This window comes from Allofrancisella inopinata (genome assembly GCF_012222965.1).
GTDB lineage: Bacteria > Pseudomonadota > Gammaproteobacteria > Francisellales > Francisellaceae > Francisella > Francisella inopinata.
In genome coordinates this window covers 1538446-1553494 of record NZ_CP038241.1, presented here as the reverse complement: position 1 = coordinate 1553494, position 15049 = coordinate 1538446, and the positions used below count along the sequence as shown (strand labels likewise).

The following is a 15049-nucleotide window of genomic DNA, read 5'->3' as shown; positions in this document are numbered from 1 at the left end:
TAATAATGGGTCAAAAAGTAAATCCTAATGGAATTCGTTTGGGTTATATAAGAGACTGGCGTTCAACTTGGTATGCAGACTCCTCTAGCTACGCTACAAAACTTAATGAAGACATTAAGGTAAGAGAGTTCTTACATAAGAAGTTGGCGTCTGCAGCAGTAAGTAAAATCCAAATAGAGAGACCTGCTCAAAATGCTAAAATCACAATTCATACAGCAAGACCTGGGATTGTGATTGGTAAAAAAGGTGAGGATGTTGAAAAATTACGTGCAGAAGTGCATAAGTTAATGGGTATTCCTGTACAAATTAACATAGAAGAGATTCGTAAGCCAGAATTAGAGGCTAAATTAGTGGCTGAAAGTGTTGCTCAACAATTAGAAAAAAGAGTGATGTTTAGAAGAGCTATGAAAAAAGCTATGCAAGCTGCTATGAAGTCAGGAGCTAAAGGTATCAAAATTATGGTAAGTGGTCGTTTAGGGGGTGCTGAAATAGCTCGTTCTGAATGGGCTAGAGATGGTAGGGTTCCGCTACAGACTTTTAGAGCAGATGTTGATTATGCTACAGCTGAAGCTTTAACAACCTATGGTGTTATTGGTGTTAAAGTTTGGATCTATAAAGGAGAAATTCTTCCGGGTCAATTGGCTGAGAAGAAAAATAATAAAAAAGGAGCTAGATAATGCTACAGCCTAAGCGTACAAAGTTTCGTAAACAGCAAAAGATGCGTAATAGAGGCTTGGCTCATAAAGGCAATAAAGTAAGCTTTGGTGAGTTCGGTCTTCAGGCAACATCTAGAGGTAGAATTACTGCTAGACAAATAGAGGCAGGACGAAGAGCAATTAATCGTCACATTAAGCGTGGTGGTAAGGTTTGGATAAGAATTTTTCCAGATAAGCCTATTACACAAAAGCCTTTGGAAGTCCGTATGGGTAAAGGTAAAGGTTCAGTTGAGTATTGGGTTGCTCAAATTCAACCAGGACGTGTGCTATATGAGATTACTGGTGTTAAAGAAGAGTTGGCTCGTGAAGCTTTTGCAAGAGCAGCTGCTAAGTTGCCAGTGTCGACAACTTTTGTTGAAAAGCAGGTGATGTAATGAAGAGAAAAGATACTTTAAAAGATTATAGAGGTAAAAGTATTGACCAGTTGCAAGAAGCTAAAATCGAGTTGCTACAACAGTTGTTCTCGCTTCGTATGCAAAAGGGTACAGGGCAATTAAAGAAAAACCACTTATTTAAAAGTGCAAAAAAAGATATTGCTCGTATAAATACAATAATATCAGAAAAGAATAGATAGGTGCCTATAAGATGGATGATAAGATTAGATTACTAGAGGGTAAAGTCTCTAGCGATGCTATGGATAAAACTGTAGTTGTAGAAGCTGAAAGATATGTTAAGCACCCTTTATATGGTAAGTTTGAGAAAAAAACTACTAAATATTATGTTCATGATGAAAAAAATGAATGTAAGGAAGGTGATGTTATTAAATTTAGGGAAACTAGGCCTTATTCAAAAACTAAGAAGTGGTGTTTAGTAGATATTATTCGTAGAGAAAAATAATAAATTTGATTTTATTTTTGTTTATTGATATATTTATTGGGCTGCAAAAAATCACTGCAGTCTTTATATAATAACAAATAAGGGTTATTTGTATGATTCAAATGCAGACAGAACTCCAAGTTGCTGATAATAGTGGCGCTAAGAGAGTTGAGTGTATAAAGGTGTTGGGAGGCTCTCATCGTAGATATGCATCTATAGGTGATGTTATCAAGGTTACGGTGAAAGAAGCTTCTCCAAGAGGTAAGGCTAAAAAAGGAAATGTGTACAATGCGGTGGTTGTTAGGACTGCTAAAGGTGTACGCAGAAAAGATGGTTCTTTGATTCGTTTTGATAATAATGCAGCTGTACTGTTAAATGCTAATGGTCAGCCAATTGGCACGCGTATCTTTGGCCCAGTTACAAGGGAACTTCGTTCTGAAAAGTTTATGAAGATTGTATCTTTAGCACCAGAAGTACTATAATTATTTATTGAGGTGTAGGTAATGAATAGATTAAAAAAAGGTGATGACATAATAGTCATTGCTGGAAAAGACAAGGGTCGCAGAGGCGTAGTTAAATCATTCGCTAAAGGTGGTTCTTTAGTTTTGGTAGAAGGCATAAACGTTGTTAAAAAACACGTTAAGCCAAACCCGAATAGAAGTATCGAAGGTGGAGTTGTTGAAAAAGAGCTTCCTATAGATGCGTCGAATGTTGCTATTTTTAACCCAGCTACACAAAAAGCTGATAGAGTGGGTTATAAATTTGTTGATGAGAAAAAGGTTCGCTACTTTAAGTCTAATGGCGAGCTTGTAGACTTATAGGAATAAGTTTTATGGCAAGATTAAAAGATCATTATCAAAAAGAGCTTGTTGCTAAGTTAAAAGATGAGCTTAAATTGGATAATATAATGGAAGTGCCTCGTATTGAGAAAATTACTCTTAATATGGGTGTTGGTGATGCGGCAAAAGATAAAAAGATTATGACTTTTGCGCTAAACGATTTGACAGCAATAGCTGGGCAAAAGCCAGTTGTTACTAAGTCTAAAAAATCTATCGCTGGTTTTAAAATACGTGATGGTTGGCCAATAGGCTGTAAAGTTACGTTACGAGGTGAGCGTATGTATGAGTTCTTAGATAGACTTATAACAATTGCTGTCCCTAGAATTAGAGATTTTAGGGGGTTAAGTCCTAAGTCTTTTGATGGTAGAGGTAATTATAGTTTGGGTATGAGAGAGCAAATCTCTTTCCCGGAAATTGATTACGATAAAATTGATATCATTAGAGGTTTAGATATTTCAATAACGACTACTGCTAAAAATGATGACCAAGGAAGAGCTTTGCTAAGAGCTTTTGGTTTTCCTTTTAAATCATAATTAAATTGAGGTTTTAAATGGCAAAAAAATCTATGATTCAGAGAGAGTTAAAGAGAGAGAAATTAGTAGCTAAATATGCTCAAAAAAGAGCTGAGCTTAAAGCTATTATTCTTGATATAAACTCTACTGAAGAGCAAAAATGGGAAGCTCAAATTAAGCTGCAAAAATTACCAGTAAATTCTTCAGCTTCTAGAGTTCAAAGAAGATGTAAGGTTACAGGTAGACCTCACGCTGTTTATAGAAAATTTGGTTTATGCCGTAATAAACTAAGAGAGTATGCAATGGCAGGTGATGTTCCTGGTCTGAAAAAAGCTAGTTGGTAATAAGGAATTTAGATTATGAGTATGCAAGATCCTATAGCGGATATGTTTACAAGAATTAGAAATGGTCTTTCGGCACATAAAGAAACCGTTTCTATTCCTTTTTCAAAAATGAAAATGGAAATAGCAAACTTTTTGGTAAAAGAAGGTTATGTTGCACAATGTTCAAAAGCAACAACAGCAAAGGGTCATCCTTCTATAAATATTGAGCTTAAATACCATGCTGGTGCTCCTGTGATTGAGATGATCAAGAGAGTTTCTAGGCCAAGTTTAAGAATATATAAGTCACATGCAGAGTTACCTAAAGTATATGGTGGTTTTGGTGTTGCTATCGTTTCTACTTCCAAAGGTTTGGTGAGTGATAGAGAGGCTAGAGCTCTTGGTATTGGTGGTGAAATTATTGGCTACGTGGCTTAATTTTGGAGGAATATAATAATGTCAAGAATAGGTAAAAAACCTGTCATTATACCAAGTGGAGTTAGCATAAGTGTGGCTGCTGGTAATGAGGTGCAGGTTAAAGGTGCTAAAGCAACTTTGACAAAAAAATTCTCTACTGATGTGAATTTTGATATCGCTGATAACGTTGCTAATATCAAGCCTTCAAGTAATAGCAAAAATGCTATTGCCCAATCTGGTACAGCTAGAGCTATATTAAGTAATATGGTTGAAGGTGTAACAAAAGGATTTGAAAGAAAGTTAAAAATTATAGGTGTTGGTTACCGTGCTAAAGCTCAAGGTAGTGAATTAAATTTAACTTTAGGTTTTTCACACCCTGTTGTTTATCAGCTGCCTGAGGGGATAATAGCAGAAACTCCAGCTCCTACAGAGATAGTTTTAAAAGGTGCTGATAAGGAGCTTTTAGGTAAAGTAGCTGCCGAAATTAGAGATTATAGAAAACCTGAACCTTATAAAGGTAAAGGTGTTCGTTATGAAGACGAATTTGTAGCTAAGAAAGAAGCTAAGAAGAAGTAGTAGTAAAGGATAGTATTATTATGGATAAGAAAACTGCTCGTTTGAATCGTAGTAAGCGTACTAGAATCAAGCTAAAAGAATTAGGGCATACTAGGCTTTGTGTTTATAGAACACCTAAGCATATTTATGCTCAAGTTATTTCTGGTGATGGTTCTACTGTATTGGCTGCTGCATCTACTGTAGAAAAAGATATAAAAGCAAAGTGTAAATATACTGGAAATGTGGCATCTGCTATAGTTATTGGTGAAGTAATCGCTAATAGATGCAAAGAAAAAGGTATAGAAAGAGTTGCTTTTGATAGATCAGGATATAAGTATCATGGACGTGTTAAGGCTTTAGCAGATGCTGCTAGAGAACATGGTCTACAGTTTTAATAAATAAAATATGGATGATTATTCATTATGTCTAATGAAGTGAAAAAAAATGAAGAACTGATTGAAAAGTTGGTTAGTGTTAAAAGGCACTCTAAGACAGTAAAAGGTGGTAGAATTATGAGCTTTGCTGCCTTGACAGTTGTGGGTGATGGCAAAGGCAAGATTGGAATAGGTAGAGGTAAATCAAGAGAAGTGCCTATAGCTATCCAAAAGGCTATGGAAAGCGCTAAAAGAAACATGGTATCAGTAAATTTAAATAATGATACGTTATGGTATCCGGTGATGTCGAATCATGGAGCATCTAAGGTGTTTATGCAACCTGCTTCAGCGGGTACAGGTATTATTGCTGGTGGTGCTATGCGTGCAGTTTTTGAAGCTGTAGGTGTGCATAACGTTTTAGCAAAGACTTATGGTTCAACTAACCCAGCAAACGTTGTTAGAGCTACTATCGCTGGTTTGGCAAAAATTAAATCACCAGAAGAGATCGCTGAGAAAAGAGGTCTTTCTGTTGAAGAGATTCAGGAGTAATTTAAAATGACTCAAGCTAAAACATTCAAGGTTACTTTAGTAAAAAGTCTTATTGGCCGTAAGCAAAACCATATAGCATGCGCTAGAGGTTTGGGGTTAAGAAAGATACGCCATACAGTAGAAGTTCTTGACACTGCTGAAAATAGAGGTATGGCTAATAAAATATATTATATGGTTAAAGTAGAGGGGTAGTATAAGATGAAATTAAATACAATTGCTCCTGCTGTTGGCTCAAAAAGTGCTCCTAAGAGACTAGGTCGTGGTATTGGAAGTGGACTGGGAAAAACTTCTGGTAAAGGTCATAAGGGACAAAAAGCGCGTTCAGGTGGCTATCATAAAGTAGGTTTTGAAGGTGGACAAATGCCTTTGCAAAGAAGACTACCAAAGTTTGGTTTTACTTCTTCAACTAAGAGATATGTTGCTGAAATCAGATTGCATGAATTAAACAATATTGCAGCAGATGAGATTACTTTGGATATTCTGAAAGACTTTGGTCTTGTTAGAAAAGATATAAAAATAGCTAAGGTTATAGCTAGTGGAGAGATTCAAAAAGCTGTTAATCTAAAAGGAGTGGCTTGCACTAAAGGTGCAAAAGAAGCTATTGAAAAAGCTGGCGGTAAAGTAGAGTAAGAAACAAAAATATGTCAAAGTTTAATAGTGCTTCGGGTACAAGTGAATTAAAATCTCGTTTGATCTTTGTTGTGATGGCTATTATCGTGTTTAGGTTAGGAGTTTATATTCCTATTCCGAACATAGATCCAGCAAAATTGGTAGATATTATTTCTAATCAACGCTCATCAACTAGTGGTTTGATGAGTATGTTTAATATGTTCTCTGGCGGCGCTCTTACTCAGATGAGTATATTTGCTCTAGGTGTAATGCCTTATATCTCAGCATCTATAATTTTTCAAATGCTGTCAGCAGTTTATCCTAAGTTTATGGAGCTAAAAAAAGAAGGTGAATCTGGACAGAAAAAAATAACTCAATATACTAGATATTTGACTCTTGCTTTAGCACTGGTGCAATCTTTAGGTATAGTTGCTTTTGTGTTACATCAAGATGGTTTAGTAACAACAAATAATACTGTTTTGTTTTATTTGACAACTATCGTTTCGGTGACTACAGGTAGTATGTTTTTGATGTGGTTAGGTGAGCAAATTACAGAAAGAGGTGTTGGTAATGGTATTTCATTATTAATCTTCTCTGGTATTGTAGCTAACCTTCCTGCTGAAATTTTAAATACTATTTCACAAGCTAATGCACCAGGCTCTAGTATAACTTATTTATCAGTTTGGGTACTACTTATTTTACTACTACTAGTGATTGCTTTTGTAGTGTTTATGGAAAGTGCTCAAAGAAAAATAACTGTAAATTACGCTAAAAGACAGCAGGGTAGAAAAATGTATGCTGCTCAAACTAGCCATTTACCATTAAAACTTAACATGGCAGGGGTGATTCCAGCGATATTTGCATCTTCGATACTTATGGTACCAGGTGTATTGTTTGGTTGGCTATCTAACTATAGTTCATTAAGTTGGTTGGCGGATGTTTCAGAAATACTTCAACCCGGTAGTATAGTTTACACTATAGTATTTGCAGTAACTATTATATTTTTCTGTTTCTTTTATACTTCTTTAGTATTTAATCCAAAAGAAACAGCTGATAACCTGAAAAAGTCAGGAGCTTACATTTCTGGTGTTAGACCTGGTGAGCAAACTGCTAAATATATAGATGCAGTTATGACAAGGCTAACTTTGGTAGGATCGTTGTATATTACAGCAATATGTTTATTGCCTATATTTGTAGTTAAATTTTTTGCACAGGGATTGTCATTTACATTTGGTGGTACTTCGTTGCTAATTGTGGTAGTGGTTATGATGGATTTCATGGCTCAAGTGAGATCACATATGATGTCAACTCAGTATGATTCTTTATTGAAAAAAGCAAATCTCAGCAGTAAGAAAAAGTAGAGAAATTTTTGGAGAAATATAATGAAAGTTAGAGCTTCAGTTAAAAAAATGTGTAGGAATTGTAAGGTTATAAAACGTAATAGAGTTGTTCGCGTTATATGTACTGATCCTAGACATAAGCAAAGACAAGGTTAAGGTACCAAGCTTATATAAATAAAGCTTGATTATTTGTTTTTAAAAAGTTATCCTAGCAAGTTACTAATTGCTTGTGATAGCACTAAACTAAGAATAATTATTAGGAGTGAAATAAATGGCTCGTATAGCTGGTGTTAATATTCCTGTTCATAAACACGCTGTAATAGGATTGACTTCGATTTATGGAATAGGTAAAACAAGAGCGATGAAAATTTGTGAGAATTGCAAATTAAATCCAACTGTTAAAATCAAGGATTTAACAGAAGAGCAAGTTGAGAGCTTAAGAGCAGAAGTTGCTAAATTTACTGTAGAAGGTGATTTACGTCGTGAAGTTTCTATGGATATAAAAAGACTTATGGATTTGGGTTGCTACAGAGGTAGAAGACATCGTCGTAGCCTTCCTGTAAGAGGGCAAAGAACAAAGACTAATGCTCGTACTCGTAAAGGTCCGAGAAAGCCTATAAAGGCATAATACAATTATAACTATAACGATTAAAGGGTAGATTATATGGCTAAGTCTGTTAGATCAACAAAGAAAAAAGTAAAAAGAGTAGTTACTGATGCAGTTGCTCATATTTACTCTTCTTTTAATAACACTATAGTAACTATTACGGATAGACAAGGTAACGCTTTATCATGGGCTACGTCTGGTGGTAGTGGCTTTAGAGGGTCAAGAAAAAGTACACCATTTGCTGCTCAAGTTGCAGCAGAAAGAGCAGCTGATGTGGCCTTAGAATATGGTGTTAAGAATGTAGATGTTTTAGTAAAAGGACCAGGTTCAGGTAGAGATTCAGCTGTTAGAGCTTTGAATGCTAAGAACTTGAAGGTAACTAGTATCACAGATGTGACTGGTTTGCCTCATAATGGATGTCGTCCTCCTAAGAAACGTCGTGTTTAATATTTTAAAGGGAATTTTATAATGGCTAGATATCTAGGACCAAAGTGTAAACTTTCTAGAAGAGAAGGTACAGATTTATTCTTAAAAAGTGGCGTAAAAGCTATTGATGAAAAATGTAAAATGAATACAGCGCCAGGTCAGCATGGAGCTAGAAAGGCTCGTCTTTCTGACTATGGTCTTCAGTTAAGAGAAAAGCAAAAAGTTCGTCGTATGTATGGTATTTTAGAGGGTCAATTTAAGAAATACTATATTGAAGCAAGTAGAAGAAAAGGTAACACAGGAGCTACTTTACTAGAGCTTTTAGAGTCAAGATTAGACAACTTAGTTTATAGAATGGGGTTTGCCGCGACTAGAGCTGAAGCAAGACAATTAGTCGTGCATAAAGGTATATTATTAAATGGTAAAACATGTAATATACCATCTGCGCAAATAAAAGCTGGTGATGTTGTTGCGGTTAAGGAAAAAGCTAAGAACCAATTGAGAATACAAAATGCAGTAGAGCTTGCAAAACATAGAAAAGAACTTTCTTGGATAGATGTAAATACTGATACTTTAGAGGGAACTTTAAAAACTTCTCCAGATAGATCTGAATTATCGTCAGATATAAATGAACAATTAATTGTCGAGCTTTACTCTAAGTAATTATATTTTTTAAGATTCATTACTTTAGTAGCTCATTATAGCCTTATTTCAAGGAGATTTTTAGTGAGTAATAATAATTTGAAACAGGAATTTACACCTAGTGTACGACTTATAGAAGAATTGGGTGCTTTTGGATATAAGGTGCAGCTTTCTCCTGTGGAAAAAGGTATGGCTCATATTCTTGGTAACTCAATTAGAAGGGTTCTGCTTTCATCTTTGCCTGGAGCATCTATAGTTAAAGTAAATATAAAAGGTGTTTTGCATGAATATTCTACATTAGATGATGTTAAGGAAGACATTGTTGAAGTAGTTTCAAATTTGAAAAAAGTAGCGGTAAAGCTTGATGAAAATGTTGATAATGTTGAACTAGAGCTATCAGTTAATAAAAGTGGCGTTGTTACAGCAGGCGACTTTAAACCTACTGGTGGAGTTGAAATTATAAATAAAGATCAAGTGATTGCAACTTTAACGAATAAGAGAGAACTTAACTTAGTAGCTAGCGTTGTTTGGGGAAGAAACGTTGGTATCCTTTCAGCGATGCCTGCTGAATTAGAGAAAGTAGGTGATATAGCTGTAGATGCTGATTTTAACCCAGCTAAAAAGGTAGCCTTTGAAGTTATTGAGAATGATGATAGTGAAATATTAGAAATATTTCTAAAAACAAACGGGACTATAGAACCATTAGAAGCTGTTACAAAATCGTTGGAATACTTTTGTGAACAAATGTCAGTATTTGTCTCATTAAAGGTGCCAAATCACAGTAAGATCGGAGATGCTTTAATAGATTCTAATATTGATCCGATACTTCTTAAGCCGATAGATGATTTAGAACTTACAGTTAGATCATCTAATTGTCTACGGGCTGAAAATATTAAATATTTAGGAGATCTAGTTCAATACTCTGAGTCGCAACTAATGAAAATACCTAACCTAGGTAAAAAATCTCTTAATGAAATTAAGCAGATACTTATAGATAACAACTTATCTCTAGGAGTTGTAATTGATAATTTTAGAGAATTAGTTGAAGGTAAATAAATATATAGTAATCAAATAATATTAACTATAAAGGAGTAATTACTATGAGACATCATAAACAAGGTAGGAAGTTCAGCAGAACTAGTAGTCATAGAAAAGCAATGTTCAAAAACATGTCAGCTTCTCTTATTAATCATGAGATTATCAAAACTACATTACCTAAAGCTAAAGAACTAAGAACAATAGTTGAGCCTTTAGTTACTTTAGCAAAAAGAGAACATAAATTAAGAAATGAGTTAGATATAAACTCTAATGAGTTTAAATCACAGTCTGTAGCTTTAAGAAGACAAGCTTTTGATTTCTTGAGAAATAAAGCGGCAGTAAAAAAGCTTTTTGAAGAATTTGGAGCGCGTTTCGCTGAAAGAGCAGGTGGTTATACTAGAGTTCTAAAATGTGGATATAGATTTGGTGATAAAGCACCTATGGCTTTCATTGAACTAGTAGATAGACCACAAGCTGAAGAATCAGCTAACGAAGAATAGTTTTTCATTCTTTAATTCGTTTAATCTCTTAAAGTTAAAAGTCATTTTTTAAACACTTAAAAAATTCTATTTTTATTGTAGTTTTAATCGCAGAAAGGTTATAATTTTACATTCACAAATTTAAATACTTAGAATGTTTCAACCTTTTTATTTTTTACTTTTAGTGCTAACTTTCCAAATTGGTAATTCTTTTATATGTTATCCAGAGGTTAATAAATCTAAACCTAAGGAAATAAAAGGAGGACAATTTGACCATTGCAATCTTTCTCAAGAGATAATTTATTGTGATCCTCAAGTGGGCCAAAGTAATCCCATGAGTAGGCATCATATTTTTGACAAAAGTTCGTGGATAGAGATCTTAGATAGAGGTTTAAATCATGGAGGTATACACTCTGAAGCTGCTAAACAAAATATTATTGCAATGCTAAAAGCTATTGGAGCCCCAGCTTCTGTTGTAAGTGACCTTGATAATCAAAGCCAACAATGTAGTAAAATTACTAATAGTTGGTTGACATGGTTGCCGGTTAATCTTTCTTTAGGGCCAGCACCCCAAGATCGTTCATTTGATCCCTCTAATAGCTTTGATAATTGGGCACTACTAATTATTCCTGAAGAATATCAAAATATGTTTATTATTATTAGAAATGCTATTACCAATTATGATAATATGCAAGTAGCAATTACTTTAGCGAAATTGCCTATAGTAGATGGTCCTTGGCCAATGACTTTAGGCCAACAAGCTAATTGGGTGCGAGCATATGATATGAATAAAAAGATAAAGTATTGTCCTAAAGTTATTTTTGATAAAATTTATTTTAAATGCTCAAACTACGATATAAATGTTGGTCAGGAAAATTTTTTACAAGTAGCTTAATAAAAAAATCTTGAAAAATAATATATAACTCTCATATTAACCATGTTGTAAGTAGGTTAATCTAATAAAAGAGGGTTATATAAATGTCAGAAAAAAAATACACTTTTGAAACCGAAGTAGATAAGTTACTTCATTTAGTTATTCATTCGCTATATTCAAATCGTGAAATATTCCTAAGAGAGCTAGTTTCTAATAGTTCTGATGCTATTGAGAAACTTAGATACGAAAGTATTTCAAATGCACAGCTTAATGAAGATGATACTGATTATGCTATAAAAATAGATTTTGATAAAAAGGCTAAAACAATAACTGTTAGTGATAATGGTATTGGTATGACAGAAGAAGAAGTTATCGAAAATTTAGGAACAATAGCAAAATCAGGCACTAAAAAATTTTTAGAAAGTCTAACTGGTGATAAAAGTAAAGACAATGAGCTGATAGGCCAATTTGGAGTTGGTTTTTATTCATCATTTATAGTTGCAGATAAGGTAACTGTAAGAACTAGAAAAGCAGGACAAGATAAATCCCAAGCAACAAAATGGGTATCTGATGCACAAAATGGTTTTACTGTAGAGACTATTACAAAAGAAAAGCGTGGTACAGAGATTACTCTTCACCTTAAAAAAGAGCATGAAGACTTATTGGAGCACCAAGTTTTAAAAGGGTTAGTCAATAAGTATTCTGACTGTATAAATACTCCTATCCAAATGAAAAAAGTTGAGTTTGATAAAGATGGTAAGCAAACTATAAAAGATGAATATGAAACTGTAAATAATACTAAAGCTATCTGGTTAAGATCAAAAGATGAGATTACAGATGATGAGTATAACGAATTCTATAAGTATATTTCACATGATTTTGCTAACGCATTGATATGGTCCCATAATAAGGTAGAAGGTAACCTTGAATACACTAGCTTGTTATTTATACCAGAAAATAAACCTTTTGATTTTTGGAATAGAGATAAGGATTATGGTTTATCTTTATACGTACGTAGAGTGTTTATTATGGAGAACAAAGAATTACTACCTCCATATTTGAGGTTTATTAAAGGTGTAGTTGACTCTGCTGATTTGCCTTTGAATGTGTCGCGTGAAATTCTACAACATAATAAAGTAATTGATAAAATTAAAAAAGCATCAACTACAAAGATTCTTAGTGAGTTAAGTAAGTTAGCTAAGAAAGATAAAGAGAAATACCAAAAGTTCTGGGATAATTTTGGTCAAGTGCTAAAAGAAGGTGTTTCAGATGACTATAGCAATAAAGAGAAAATCGCCGGTCTATTAAGGTTTACTTCTACAGCTAGTGAAGATGCTAAACAAACGGTGTCTTTAGCAGACTATATTTCGCGTATGAAAGAGGGGCAAGATACTATCTATTATATTACATCGGATAGTTATAAAGCCGCTATAAATAACCCTCAATTAGAGGTATTTAAAAAGAAAGGTATTGAAGTACTTCTAATGACAGATAGAATAGATGAGTGGATGATGTCTACTTTAACTGAGTTTGATGGTAAGCATATGAAATCTATAATCAAAGGAAATATAGATTTAGATAAGTTTGAGACTGAAGAAACAAAAGAAAAATTTGAAAAAGAAACTAAGGATTTCGAAAAAGTATTAAAAGATATCAAGGAAGTGTTAAAAGATAAGGTTGAAGATGTGCGTTTATCTAAGCGTTTGACAGACTCTCCAAGTTGTGTGGTTGTAAATGATTATGGTATGAGTTTACATATGCAAAAAATGATGGAGGAGGCTGGACAAGCATTTATGCCTGGGATGGGTATGAAACCTGTATTAGAGCTAAATGCTGAGCATCATCTTGTACAGAGGTTAAAAGATGAGCCTGATACTGAGGTTTTTGGAGATTTATCGGAGTTATTACTTCTACAAGCTATGTTTGTAGAGGGCGCTAAGATAGAAGATCCTATGGCTTTTGTTAAGTTAGTTAATAAGTATATTAAGTAAACTTCCTATGTCAGCCTTGTCCTTTGAGGCTTTCCACTAAACTATGTAAACAGGTTTATAGATATGTCTGTGAGGCTTAGTTTAAGCTGTAGTTACTTTAGGTATCTATTATTTAAATGTTTATAATTATTTTTAATTTCATTCCATTTGTTCAAAAGAGCCGTTGTTTTTACATTAAATTCATTTCTACTATAGGCCTGGTTCGCGCCTAAAAAATGTGTAGCATTGGATAATGAATCTAGGTCATAAAATTCATTACCTATTGTCAAAGAAATCCGAGAATTACTGGCATGACAAGTTAATTTATCTATATGTCCTACAATTTTTTTAACCTCATTATTTTTGACGTAAAGCTTTAGTTGACATTCCTTTGTATTATAAGTAAAGAAAGAACCAACATTATTTCTTGAATTTACAATAATAATATTATTTTTATCTATCATGACATTAAATTTTTATAATTAATAAATAAAGTTGAGCCTTCAATATTTACAACTTGATAGTTATTATCTATAGTTGTAATATTTAATTCCTCACCTAGGGGAATTAAACTAACTTCTTTAATCAATGGATACATTTTATATAATGAAAATAATATTGTGGAATAATAAAAAGGTAGAAACCTATCTCCCATAGACATTAGATTTTTATTATTACTATCGAAATCTGGAATTTCAATATTAAATTTATTACAAATATCTCTTATATCTTCATTCATGTGAGAATCACTTAAGTACTCATCTGGTAATCCGATCATATGACCAAATTCATGTACAGCAATTGGGAAGTCTTGATAAGAATCTTTATGCATGACCTCTATATTACTTCTACCTTTAATTGTTATTTTAGGTGGTATATTTAATGCCTCTTTGTAAGTAATATTAGGGTAAATATTCTCTTTTTTAATACGTTGATACAAGCCTAAGTTATTATAAATAGTTATTGGATAAAACTCATAACAACCCTTATTCACATAATTTTTTAATTTTTGAATAAGTTCATTTTCATTACTGATTTGTAAAATGGATTGTAACTTAGTTTTTGAGTAATGAGTTATAGTTGAAGTATTTGACCATTGTCCAAAAGCTAACTTGTATCCTATATTCATAGCCATGCTTTTAGTAGAAGAGCTTGAATCTAAGGCTCCAGAATATAATACTACATTTCCACTAAAGCAATTAACACAAGAGCGTCCTGAAGCCATATTTTTAACTAAAATATTCCAACAATCTTTTTCATTGTCGGGGTCAGCTTCAATAATTTTAAATATAGGAATAAGTTTTTCACCATCTATATTTATAATAAATCTACGTGACCAGTTAGATTCTATTGTATTTTTCCAGTCATTCTTAAATTTTTCTTCTGTATTAATAGGAGAAAGGATGGACCATCCTTTCTCAAATTTCCAACTAACATATAATATAATATACAGAATATTAGATTCTTTTTTGAGATGATATCTTTTTTTTGTAAAATTACCCTCAGCAAACTCTTTATTTATTAATGTAGTCATTAATAATGCTCCTTTTACATTTTTAAGGTAAACTATCTGTGATCTATGTTGTGAGCTGACCAATTATTAAATTATTAATATTGCTAATAACAATTACCTATATTTTATTGATATTCATTGTTTATAGCTGTTATTTGTTTCAATTTGAACTAGATATACATTAACATTATTTATCTCACCTTGTTATATTAAAAATGAATGTATACTATCATTTTTTGATAAACTATCTCATATATGATGCAGAGTTTCTTGATATTTTATAGGGCTTTGTTGGAACTTAGTAGGTTTAATGTTTTATCTACCTTTATTAACTTTATAAGTTCACGCGAAATATTTTAGTCAAGAAAATCATAGATTTTAATTTGCTATTGAAATGTGCTATTTTGAAATGGTAACATCTAGCTAAAAATGTTATTATTATGTTCCATGATT

Annotated in this window: 25 protein-coding genes; 23 read left to right on the top strand and 2 right to left on the bottom strand. The window is 33.0% G+C overall.

The window, feature by feature from the left end; all coding sequences use genetic code 11:
• Positions 1-5 precede the first annotated feature (5 nt).
• The 23 genes from rpsC to htpG all read left to right on the top strand — a co-directional run bounded on the left by rpsC (position 6) and on the right by htpG (position 13104).
• Entirely contained in the window at positions 6-677 is a 672-nt protein-coding gene (rpsC, locus tag E4K63_RS07150) for a 30S ribosomal protein S3 (RefSeq protein ID WP_133941944.1), read from the top strand.
• On the top strand, positions 677-1090 hold the full coding sequence (gene rplP, locus E4K63_RS07145; RefSeq protein WP_039123590.1) for a 50S ribosomal protein L16: 414 nt from the start codon (positions 677-679) through the stop codon (positions 1088-1090). The genes rpsC and rplP overlap by 1 nt, the downstream gene beginning before the upstream one ends.
• Positions 1090-1290, top strand: coding sequence for a 50S ribosomal protein L29 (gene rpmC, locus E4K63_RS07140; protein WP_133941942.1), 201 nt, complete (start codon positions 1090-1092; stop codon positions 1288-1290). The genes rplP and rpmC overlap by 1 nt, the downstream gene beginning before the upstream one ends.
• An 11-nt stretch (positions 1291-1301) precedes the next feature.
• Positions 1302-1553: a 30S ribosomal protein S17 gene (gene rpsQ, locus E4K63_RS07135; RefSeq protein WP_133941940.1), complete on the top strand. Its 252-nt coding sequence runs from the start codon at positions 1302-1304 to the stop codon at positions 1551-1553.
• Between the two features lie 92 nt (positions 1554-1645).
• The gene (gene rplN / locus E4K63_RS07130) at positions 1646-2014 is read left to right on the top strand and encodes a 50S ribosomal protein L14 (RefSeq protein WP_133941938.1); all 369 of its coding nucleotides are present in this window, start codon (positions 1646-1648) and stop codon (positions 2012-2014) included.
• A 21-nt stretch (positions 2015-2035) separates the two neighbouring features.
• Positions 2036-2353 (top strand): 50S ribosomal protein L24, encoded by a 318-nt coding sequence (gene rplX, locus E4K63_RS07125; protein WP_133941936.1) that lies wholly within the window; start codon positions 2036-2038, stop codon positions 2351-2353.
• Between the two features lie 11 nt (positions 2354-2364).
• Complete coding sequence (gene rplE, locus E4K63_RS07120; protein WP_133941934.1) at positions 2365-2904, top strand: 50S ribosomal protein L5; 540 nt, start codon at positions 2365-2367, stop codon at positions 2902-2904.
• A gap of 17 nt (positions 2905-2921) precedes the next feature.
• Positions 2922-3227 carry a 30S ribosomal protein S14 gene (gene rpsN / locus E4K63_RS07115; protein WP_035720277.1) on the top strand — a complete coding sequence of 102 codons (306 nt, stop codon included), beginning with the start codon at positions 2922-2924 and terminating at the stop codon, positions 3225-3227.
• A gap of 15 nt (positions 3228-3242) precedes the next feature.
• Complete coding sequence (rpsH, locus tag E4K63_RS07110) at positions 3243-3641, top strand: 30S ribosomal protein S8 (RefSeq protein WP_133941932.1); 399 nt, start codon at positions 3243-3245, stop codon at positions 3639-3641.
• Positions 3642-3659: 18 nt separating this feature from the next.
• Entirely contained in the window at positions 3660-4196 is a 537-nt protein-coding gene (gene rplF / locus E4K63_RS07105; protein WP_133941930.1) for a 50S ribosomal protein L6, read from the top strand.
• A gap of 20 nt (positions 4197-4216) precedes the next feature.
• Positions 4217-4570 (top strand): 50S ribosomal protein L18, encoded by a 354-nt coding sequence (gene rplR / locus E4K63_RS07100; protein ID WP_133941928.1) that lies wholly within the window; start codon positions 4217-4219, stop codon positions 4568-4570.
• Positions 4571-4597: 27 nt separating this feature from the next.
• Complete coding sequence (gene rpsE, locus E4K63_RS07095) at positions 4598-5098, top strand: 30S ribosomal protein S5 (protein WP_035720265.1); 501 nt, start codon at positions 4598-4600, stop codon at positions 5096-5098.
• Positions 5099-5104: 6 nt separating this feature from the next.
• The gene (gene rpmD / locus E4K63_RS07090; RefSeq protein ID WP_133941926.1) at positions 5105-5290 is read left to right on the top strand and encodes a 50S ribosomal protein L30; all 186 of its coding nucleotides are present in this window, start codon (positions 5105-5107) and stop codon (positions 5288-5290) included.
• 6 nt (positions 5291-5296) lie between these two features.
• Positions 5297-5728: a 50S ribosomal protein L15 gene (rplO, locus tag E4K63_RS07085; protein WP_133941924.1), complete on the top strand. Its 432-nt coding sequence runs from the start codon at positions 5297-5299 to the stop codon at positions 5726-5728.
• An 11-nt stretch (positions 5729-5739) separates the two neighbouring features.
• Entirely contained in the window at positions 5740-7068 is a 1329-nt protein-coding gene (gene secY, locus E4K63_RS07080) for a preprotein translocase subunit SecY (RefSeq protein WP_133941922.1), read from the top strand.
• Positions 7069-7089: 21 nt separating this feature from the next.
• The gene (rpmJ, locus tag E4K63_RS07075) at positions 7090-7203 is read left to right on the top strand and encodes a 50S ribosomal protein L36 (RefSeq protein WP_003017816.1); all 114 of its coding nucleotides are present in this window, start codon (positions 7090-7092) and stop codon (positions 7201-7203) included.
• 115 nt (positions 7204-7318) lie between these two features.
• A complete protein-coding gene (gene rpsM, locus E4K63_RS07070; protein ID WP_035720260.1) occupies positions 7319-7675 on the top strand; it encodes a 30S ribosomal protein S13 in 357 nt (118 codons plus the stop codon).
• 36 nt (positions 7676-7711) lie between these two features.
• Positions 7712-8101 (top strand): 30S ribosomal protein S11, encoded by a 390-nt coding sequence (rpsK, locus tag E4K63_RS07065; protein WP_133941920.1) that lies wholly within the window; start codon positions 7712-7714, stop codon positions 8099-8101.
• 21 nt (positions 8102-8122) lie between these two features.
• A complete protein-coding gene (gene rpsD / locus E4K63_RS07060) occupies positions 8123-8743 on the top strand; it encodes a 30S ribosomal protein S4 (protein ID WP_133941918.1) in 621 nt (206 codons plus the stop codon).
• 63 nt (positions 8744-8806) lie between these two features.
• Positions 8807-9778, top strand: coding sequence for a DNA-directed RNA polymerase subunit alpha (locus tag E4K63_RS07055; RefSeq protein ID WP_133941916.1), 972 nt, complete (start codon positions 8807-8809; stop codon positions 9776-9778).
• 44 nt (positions 9779-9822) lie between these two features.
• Positions 9823-10260 carry a 50S ribosomal protein L17 gene (rplQ, locus tag E4K63_RS07050; protein WP_133941915.1) on the top strand — a complete coding sequence of 146 codons (438 nt, stop codon included), beginning with the start codon at positions 9823-9825 and terminating at the stop codon, positions 10258-10260.
• A 133-nt stretch (positions 10261-10393) separates the two neighbouring features.
• Positions 10394-11134 (top strand): hypothetical protein, encoded by a 741-nt coding sequence (locus E4K63_RS07045; RefSeq protein WP_133941913.1) that lies wholly within the window; start codon positions 10394-10396, stop codon positions 11132-11134.
• Between the two features lie 83 nt (positions 11135-11217).
• Positions 11218-13104: a molecular chaperone HtpG gene (gene htpG / locus E4K63_RS07040; protein ID WP_133941911.1), complete on the top strand. Its 1887-nt coding sequence runs from the start codon at positions 11218-11220 to the stop codon at positions 13102-13104.
• A gap of 92 nt (positions 13105-13196) precedes the next feature.
• Here htpG and E4K63_RS07035 read toward each other — a convergent pair whose 3' ends face one another.
• Positions 13197-13547, bottom strand: a complete 351-nt coding sequence (locus E4K63_RS07035; protein WP_179965701.1) for a hypothetical protein — start codon at positions 13545-13547, stop codon at positions 13197-13199.
• Positions 13544-14617: a hypothetical protein gene (locus E4K63_RS07030; protein ID WP_179965700.1), complete on the bottom strand. Its 1074-nt coding sequence runs from the start codon at positions 14615-14617 to the stop codon at positions 13544-13546. The genes E4K63_RS07035 and E4K63_RS07030 overlap by 4 nt, the downstream gene beginning before the upstream one ends.
• Between the last annotated feature and the right edge of the window lie 432 nt (positions 14618-15049).

Coding starts and splice junctions, on each gene's coding strand:
- rplX (WP_133941936.1), top strand. CDS start 2,036: ATGAATAGATTAAAAAAAGGTGATGACATAATAGTCATTGCTGGAAAA.
- rpsE (WP_035720265.1), top strand. CDS start 4,598: ATGTCTAATGAAGTGAAAAAAAATGAAGAACTGATTGAAAAGTTGGTT.
- rplE (WP_133941934.1), top strand. CDS start 2,365: ATGGCAAGATTAAAAGATCATTATCAAAAAGAGCTTGTTGCTAAGTTA.
- E4K63_RS07045 (WP_133941913.1), top strand. CDS start 10,394: ATGTTTCAACCTTTTTATTTTTTACTTTTAGTGCTAACTTTCCAAATT.
- rpmJ (WP_003017816.1), top strand. CDS start 7,090: ATGAAAGTTAGAGCTTCAGTTAAAAAAATGTGTAGGAATTGTAAGGTT.
- rplO (WP_133941924.1), top strand. CDS start 5,297: ATGAAATTAAATACAATTGCTCCTGCTGTTGGCTCAAAAAGTGCTCCT.
- rplR (WP_133941928.1), top strand. CDS start 4,217: ATGGATAAGAAAACTGCTCGTTTGAATCGTAGTAAGCGTACTAGAATC.
- rpsD (WP_133941918.1), top strand. CDS start 8,123: ATGGCTAGATATCTAGGACCAAAGTGTAAACTTTCTAGAAGAGAAGGT.
- secY (WP_133941922.1), top strand. CDS start 5,740: ATGTCAAAGTTTAATAGTGCTTCGGGTACAAGTGAATTAAAATCTCGT.
- rpsK (WP_133941920.1), top strand. CDS start 7,712: ATGGCTAAGTCTGTTAGATCAACAAAGAAAAAAGTAAAAAGAGTAGTT.
- rplN (WP_133941938.1), top strand. CDS start 1,646: ATGATTCAAATGCAGACAGAACTCCAAGTTGCTGATAATAGTGGCGCT.
- rplP (WP_039123590.1), top strand. CDS start 677: ATGCTACAGCCTAAGCGTACAAAGTTTCGTAAACAGCAAAAGATGCGT.
- rpsC (WP_133941944.1), top strand. CDS start 6: ATGGGTCAAAAAGTAAATCCTAATGGAATTCGTTTGGGTTATATAAGA.
- htpG (WP_133941911.1), top strand. CDS start 11,218: ATGTCAGAAAAAAAATACACTTTTGAAACCGAAGTAGATAAGTTACTT.
- rpmC (WP_133941942.1), top strand. CDS start 1,090: ATGAAGAGAAAAGATACTTTAAAAGATTATAGAGGTAAAAGTATTGAC.
- rplF (WP_133941930.1), top strand. CDS start 3,660: ATGTCAAGAATAGGTAAAAAACCTGTCATTATACCAAGTGGAGTTAGC.
- rpsH (WP_133941932.1), top strand. CDS start 3,243: ATGAGTATGCAAGATCCTATAGCGGATATGTTTACAAGAATTAGAAAT.
- E4K63_RS07035 (WP_179965701.1), bottom strand. CDS start 13,547: ATGATAGATAAAAATAATATTATTATTGTAAATTCAAGAAATAATGTT.
- rplQ (WP_133941915.1), top strand. CDS start 9,823: ATGAGACATCATAAACAAGGTAGGAAGTTCAGCAGAACTAGTAGTCAT.
- rpsM (WP_035720260.1), top strand. CDS start 7,319: ATGGCTCGTATAGCTGGTGTTAATATTCCTGTTCATAAACACGCTGTA.
- E4K63_RS07030 (WP_179965700.1), bottom strand. CDS start 14,617: ATGACTACATTAATAAATAAAGAGTTTGCTGAGGGTAATTTTACAAAA.
- rpmD (WP_133941926.1), top strand. CDS start 5,105: ATGACTCAAGCTAAAACATTCAAGGTTACTTTAGTAAAAAGTCTTATT.
- rpsQ (WP_133941940.1), top strand. CDS start 1,302: ATGGATGATAAGATTAGATTACTAGAGGGTAAAGTCTCTAGCGATGCT.
- rpsN (WP_035720277.1), top strand. CDS start 2,922: ATGGCAAAAAAATCTATGATTCAGAGAGAGTTAAAGAGAGAGAAATTA.